This window comes from Actinotalea alkalitolerans (assembly GCF_023369855.1).
Lineage (GTDB): Bacteria > Actinomycetota > Actinomycetes > Actinomycetales > Cellulomonadaceae > Actinotalea.
The window spans coordinates 188,687-194,686 of sequence record NZ_JAMBPP010000010.1 but is presented as its reverse complement, the minus strand read 5'-3'; the positions used below and the strand labels follow the sequence as shown (position 1 = coordinate 194,686).

The 6,000-nt window shown below is 69.7% G+C and carries 6 protein-coding genes; 3 read left to right on the top strand and 3 right to left on the bottom strand.

The window, feature by feature from the left end; translation table 11 throughout:
* Window positions 1-110 precede the first annotated feature (110 nt).
* Window positions 111-1,010, bottom strand: a complete 900-nt coding sequence (locus tag M1R94_RS14180; protein ID WP_249382360.1) for an ABC transporter ATP-binding protein — start codon at window positions 1,008-1,010, stop codon at window positions 111-113.
* A gap of 129 nt (window positions 1,011-1,139) precedes the next feature.
* Between M1R94_RS14180 and M1R94_RS20815 the strand changes: the two genes are divergently transcribed.
* Together M1R94_RS20815 and M1R94_RS14170 are read left to right on the top strand one after the other, a co-directional pair.
* On the top strand, window positions 1,140-2,378 hold the full coding sequence (locus M1R94_RS20815; RefSeq protein ID WP_249382359.1) for a sensor histidine kinase: 1,239 nt from the start codon (window positions 1,140-1,142) through the stop codon (window positions 2,376-2,378).
* Window positions 2,375-3,112 carry a response regulator gene (locus M1R94_RS14170; RefSeq protein WP_283253407.1) on the top strand — a complete coding sequence of 246 codons (738 nt, stop codon included), beginning with the start codon at window positions 2,375-2,377 and terminating at the stop codon, window positions 3,110-3,112. Before M1R94_RS20815 ends, M1R94_RS14170 begins: the two co-directional genes overlap by 4 nt.
* A gap of 23 nt (window positions 3,113-3,135) precedes the next feature.
* Here M1R94_RS14170 and M1R94_RS14165 read toward each other — a convergent pair whose 3' ends face one another.
* On the bottom strand, window positions 3,136-3,738 hold the full coding sequence (locus tag M1R94_RS14165) for a response regulator transcription factor (protein ID WP_249382358.1): 603 nt from the start codon (window positions 3,736-3,738) through the stop codon (window positions 3,136-3,138).
* Window positions 3,735-4,829 (bottom strand): sensor histidine kinase, encoded by a 1,095-nt coding sequence (locus M1R94_RS14160; RefSeq protein WP_249382357.1) that lies wholly within the window; start codon window positions 4,827-4,829, stop codon window positions 3,735-3,737. The genes M1R94_RS14165 and M1R94_RS14160 overlap by 4 nt, the downstream gene beginning before the upstream one ends.
* A 269-nt stretch (window positions 4,830-5,098) precedes the next feature.
* Here M1R94_RS14160 and M1R94_RS14155 point away from each other — a divergent pair, with 269 nt between their 5' ends.
* Window positions 5,099-5,995 carry an ABC transporter ATP-binding protein gene (locus M1R94_RS14155; protein ID WP_249382356.1) on the top strand — a complete coding sequence of 299 codons (897 nt, stop codon included), beginning with the start codon at window positions 5,099-5,101 and terminating at the stop codon, window positions 5,993-5,995.
* The last annotated feature ends 5 nt before the right edge of the window (window positions 5,996-6,000 follow it).

Here is a 6,000-nt window from a genome sequence, read left to right as displayed (position 1 = left end):
CACGCCCTCCTCTCGGCAACTACCGACAATCCCGAGAACCACGCCCGACCGAGAAGGACCGGTGGATCAGGGCTCAGTGAGGGACATCTGGTGCGGGGTGGCGAAGGTGGTCATGCCGCTGCTCCTTCGCGGGACTCGGATGCGGTGAGCTGAAGGAAGAGCTCCTCGAGCCCGGAGCCGTCGGCTCCGCGCAGCTCGGTGATGACGAGGCCAGCTGCGTGGGCGGCACGGCCCACCACCTCCGGCTGGGCCTTGACGTGGAAAGAGCCTGTCGACGTAGCGGCCGGCTCGTGGCCGGCAGCCCGAAGGGCCTTGGCCAGGGCGTCACGGTCGAGGGCATCGACGACGACTCCGGAGCCGGCCAGCAGTTCGGTCTTCGTGCCCTGGGCCACGATGTGACCGTGGCCGATGAGGATGAGCTCGTCGGCGACGACCTCGACCTCGTGCAGGAGATGCGAGGAGAGCAGGACGGTCCCGCCCCCTTCGGCGAAGCCTCTGAGTAGCCCCCGCATCCAGTGGATGCCCTGAGGGTCGAGGCCGTTGGCGGGCTCGTCGAGGATGAGGACCTCGGGGTCGCCGAGGAGGGCGTGGGCGATCCCGAGTCGCTGCCGCATCCCGAGGGAGTAGTGGCGCAGTCGACGGCGGGCCTCGTCGGGCGTGAGCCCCACGAGCTCCAGCATCTCCTCGACGCGGTCCCTGCCTGCGCCCATGACCATCGCACCGATCGAGAGGACCTCGCGTCCGGTACGACCGGCGTGTTGCGCCGACGCGTCGAGCAGGACTCCGACCTGGCGGCCGGGATTGGACAGCTGCGCATAGGGCTTGCCGAGGATGGTGGCGTGTCCGCTCGTGGGGGGGGTCAGCCCGGCCATGATCCGCATGGCCGTGGACTTTCCGGCGCCATTCGGGCCGAGGAAGCCGGTGACGGTGCCAGGCGCCAGGGTGAACGAGATGTCGTCCACTGCGGTGAAGGAGCCATAGCGCTTGGTGAGGTTCTCGACGGTGATCATGTGCTCCAGCCTGTGCGTCGACGGGGCGTGGCGCATCGGGCCTGGGGTCACGCCTCGTCGACCAAGGTCGAGGAAGGGATAGACCTCGGTCGGTGCCGCGGCGGTACGGGGACTGCGTACGGTGGGGCCGTGTCCACCCCCAGGTCTTCTGACCCCCCGCCCCCGTCGGGTCTGCTGGCGTGGAGCATCACCTGGCGGTACGTGCTTGTCCTCCTCGTGGGAGCCGCCCTCCTCCTGGCCACCTCCCACGATCTCTTCTCGGCCTCGACGCCGGTCGGCCGGGGGCACGCTGTCGCGATCGTCGCGGTGGACCTCGCCGCGGGCCTGCTCGGACTAGTCGTGATGGCCTTGCGCCGACGGTGGCCGTTGGGGGTCGTCGTTGTCCTGACCGCGATGACCGGCGTGTCGGCCTTTGCTGCGGCCCCGTGGGCGATCGCGTTGGTGTCCCTGGCAACCCGGCGGCGCTGGCTGGAGGTCCTGCCGATCGGAGTGGCCTCCCTCCTCGCCCAGCACGTCTACGGCCTTGTGAACCCGTTCACCGGTAGTGGTGTGCCGTGGTGGGTCAGCTACGCCCTCGGTGTGCTCACCTTTGGTGTGCTCGTCATGATCGGCTTCTACACCGGCGCCCGCCGCGAGCTGCTGGCCAACCTCCAGTACCGGGCTGAGACGGCGGAGCGCGAGCAGGCCATGCGGGTCGCCCAGGCCCGCGTGCACGAGCGCACGCGGATCGCCCGGGAGATGCACGACGTCCTCGCGCACCGGATGTCGTTGGTGGCCATGCACGCCGGAGCCCTCACCTTCCGCGACGACCTCACCCGTGACCAGACCCGGCGGACCGCGCAGTTCATCCAGGATGGCGTCCACCTGGCCCTGTCAGACCTCCGGGAGGTGCTCGGGGTGCTACGCGACCCCACCGTGGACGGGGAGGCTGAGGCACGCCAGCCGCAGCCGACCTTGCGCGACCTCCCCTCTCTGGTGGCCGAGGCGGTCGAGGGAGGTATGCGCGTCGAACTGCTCGAGAGGATCCCGGCCGGTGCCATCGTGCCGGACGCGACCGGCCGGACGATCTACCGGATGACGCAGGAGTCGCTCACCAACGCGCGCAAGCACGCGCCGGGGATGCCGGTCACCGTCACGCTCACCGGTGCGCCCGGTGGGCTGATCGAGCTGGAGATCCGCAACCCCCTGCCCGTGCGGCGGGTGCTTGTCGATGCCCCAGTGGGGCGCATCGACAAGCCGCTGCCAGGGTCCGGCACGGGTCTGACCGGCCTGGCCGAGCGCGCAGTCCTCGCCGACGGCGACCTGGAGCACGGGGTGACATCAGGGCGCGAGTTCCTTGTACGGGCCCGGCTACCGTGGCCGGCATGAGCGACGACCCGGTCCAGGCAGCACCCGAGGCACCGCAGGCACCCTCCGGACCGCCTCGAGAACCGGCTAGCCCCGGGTCTCCCTGTGCCCGGGTCGTCATCGTCGACGACGACCCGCTCGTCCGGACCGTGCTGTCGATGATCCTCGGCGGCAGCACGACGATCAACGTCGTCGCCGAGGCTGAAGACGGGGAGCAAGCACAGGAGGTCGTCGCCCGCGAGCGACCCCAGGTCGTGCTGATGGACATCCGGATGCCCCGGCGCGACGGCATCTCGGCGACGGAGGGCCTTCTCGCGCTGCCCCACCCGCCCAAGGTCATCGTGCTGACCACCTTCGACACCGACGACCAGGTGCTCGCCGCGCTGCGGGCCGGCGCGAGTGGCTTCCTGCTCAAGGACACCCCGCCACCGAAGATCGTCGAGGCCGTCCACCGCGTCATCGCTGGGGAGCCGATCCTCTCACCGAGCGTCACGGCCCAGCTCATCGCCTCGGCCACCGACGACCAGCCCACCGCGCGGCGCGACGACGCCTTGACCCACCTCGCCTCCCTGACCGAGCGAGAGCGCGACGTGGCGGTCGCCATCGGGCAGGGTCTCTCCAACGCCGAGATCGCCGCCGAGCTCTACCTGAGTGTCGCGACCGTGAAATCCCATGTGACGCGGCTGTTCGCCAAGCTGCGGGTCGACAACCGCGTACAGATCGCGATGCGCGTGCACGACGCGGGACTCGTCTGACCAGCGCTGGGCCGGCGGTGGGGCTACAACCAGTCGTGCTCCCGTGCGTAGCGGGCCGCTTCGTACCGCGTACGGGTCTGCGTCTTCTGCATGGCGCTGGACAGATAGTTCCGGACCGTGCCTGGCGCCAGATGCATCCGGGTAGCGATCTCGGCGACCGAGTAGCCGTCTCCGGTCACGCGAAGCAGCTCGACCTCCCGGTCGGTCAGCGGGCAGTCGTCGACGATCGCCGCGGCCGAGACATCCTGGTCGATCCATCTCCTGCCCCGGTGCAGCTCCGTGATGACTGAGGCGATGCGACCCGGTTCGGCGGACTTGCTGGCGAAGCCCTGGACCCCGAGCTTCAGGGCACTGCGCAGAACGCCTGGCCTGGCGTGGCGCGTGAGCATGAGGATCACCTGATCGGGCAGCACCCGACGGATCTCGGCGACGGCCTCGAGACCGCCGACGCCGGGCATCTCGAGGTCGATGACCAGCACGTCGGGCCGGTGGGTCAGCGTGGCCCGCACCGCCTCAGCGCCGTCGGCCGCCTCTGCCAGCACCGTGACGTCCCCTTCCAGGGGCAACAGGGAGGCGAGTGCCTTGCGGAGCAGGACCTCGTCGTCGGCCAGCACGACGGTGGTCATCGGACGCGCGCTCCGGTCGTCACCGTGGGGTTGTCGGCAGGTGGTGGGGGGAAAGTTGCCGCCGTCAGGAATCGCCCGCCCTCGAGCCGGACGGTGAGTTCCCCGCCGTCGTCCGACACTCGGCGCGCAAGGACGGCAAGCCCCCGCAGCTCAGGCAACACGTCGTCGACGACGCCGTCGTTGACGACGGTGATGCTGTGGTCCGAGAGCGCGATGCGCACCAGCGTGGCTCGCGAGTGTCGCAGGATGTTGGTCGTCGTCTCCCGTAGCACCTGCCCGAGCAGGTCGATGGCGCGAACGCCCACCTCGGCCGGACGGTCGACGGTGACGTGGATACCCGCCGCTTCCAGGAGATTCCTGGCGTTCTCCAGCTCGACAGAGAGGTTGAGCTTGCGTTGCCCGTACGCGAGCTCTTTGGTCTGCGCGATCGTGTCGCCGACCAGGTCGTACACCTCGCGCAGCTCCTCCTCCACGCGCCCGGTGTCGCTGTGAAGCAGCTTGCGAGCTAGCGCGATCTTCAGCTTCACCACGTGCAGGGTATGGCCCTGGATGTCGTGCAGGTCGCTGGCGAAGCGCATCCGTTGGCGGATGAGTGCCAGTTCCGACTCGCGGTCCCGCGCTTCCTCCAGGTCCGCCACGGTGTCGTAGAACCCCTTGTTGGGGAACATCAGGCCGATCAGGATCACCGTCAGCCCGGTGGGGATGATGACATCGGAGATTAGGTCGCTCGCGTCGGCCTGGGCGGCGGTCACCAGCCCCAGCACGCCGACCGCGGCCACGTATGCGGCCAACCCGACCGCTGCTGCGCCGCGGTGGCGGGGCAGCTGGGGAATCGTGAGCCCTCCCACGATGGCGATCGAGTAGTACGCCGCCTGCGTCTGGCTGTCCATCACGAGTACCCCGAACGGCCAGACCGACGCAGCCACGACCAGGCACGGGATCGCCACGCGCGCGATCTCGCCCGCCGTCCATCGCTCGTAGGCCACCAGCGCCGCGGCGAGGCCCATCCCCAGAACGACAGCCTCAAGCCACGTCTGGGCCTGCCTCGCCACCAGGACCACCCCGACAACAGCGAGCAGGGGCAGGATCATCGTCAGGTTGAGCGTGCGGAACCTCCGTCGCGACACCCGAGCCGCGGCGGTGGGCCGACGCACTGCCGGAAGAGGTCCCAGCGCCCGGCGAGGGGGTCGAGCGTTCATGGGGAGCTTCCTGGTCGATGAGCTGGCTCGGTCTCCAGTATCGCTCCCGCGGGCCTGGCCCCTCAGTGACGCCGTGTCACGGGGTTCGCCCACAGATGTCATGCCCGCGAGATGACGTCGCGGCACTGGGGGCCAACGCCGGCGGCCTGTGTGATGGGGACATGACATCCACCACCATCATCGACGTCGACGAACTGAACGTCACCTACGGCGACTTCCATGCCGTGCAGGATCTGTCGTTCCAGGTCGAGCGGGGGGAGCTGTACGCCCTGCTCGGCACCAACGGGGCTGGCAAGACCTCGGCCCTGGAGGTCATCGAAGGGCACCGTAGGGCCTCCTCGGGCACGGTGCGCGTCTTTGGCGCGAGCCCGACGAACCGGCGTGCGGTGCGACCCCGGATGGGAATCATGCTGCAGGACAGCGGGTTCTCCCCCGACCTCACCGCCTCCGAGTCCGTCCGGCTGATCGGCAGACTGACCGAGCGCTCCGACACCGTCGACCGGGTGCTCAGCCTGGTCGACCTCACGGGCAAGGCCGACACCAGGGTGTCCTCGCTGTCCGGCGGTGAGAAGCGGCGACTCGACTTCGCCACCGCCGTCTACGGACGACCCGAGCTGGTCGTCCTGGACGAGCCCACCACCGGGCTGGACATCCAGTCCCGCGACGCCCTCTGGGACGCGGTGCAGCAGCTGCGTGAGGACGGCTCCACCATCGTGCTGACGACCCACTACCTCGAAGAGGCGCAGCAGCACGCCGACCGCGTCGGACTGATGCACCGTGGCCTCCTGCGCCGCCAAGGAACCGTGCCCGAGCTGACCCGGGCCCTGCCGGCGACGATCCAGTTCTCCCTTGCCCCCAACGCTCCCGCGCCACCGATGCACTCCGCACCGGTCTCCGACCGGTCCTACCTGATCGAGACCTTCCACCTGCAGGCCGACCTCAAGCAGCTGCTCGACTGGGCAGACGTGCACGCGGTCGATCTGCGCGAGCTGTCCGCAGCCCCGACCCGGCTGGACGACGTCTTCCGTGCCATGGACACCGAGCCGGCACCCGCCTGAGCACT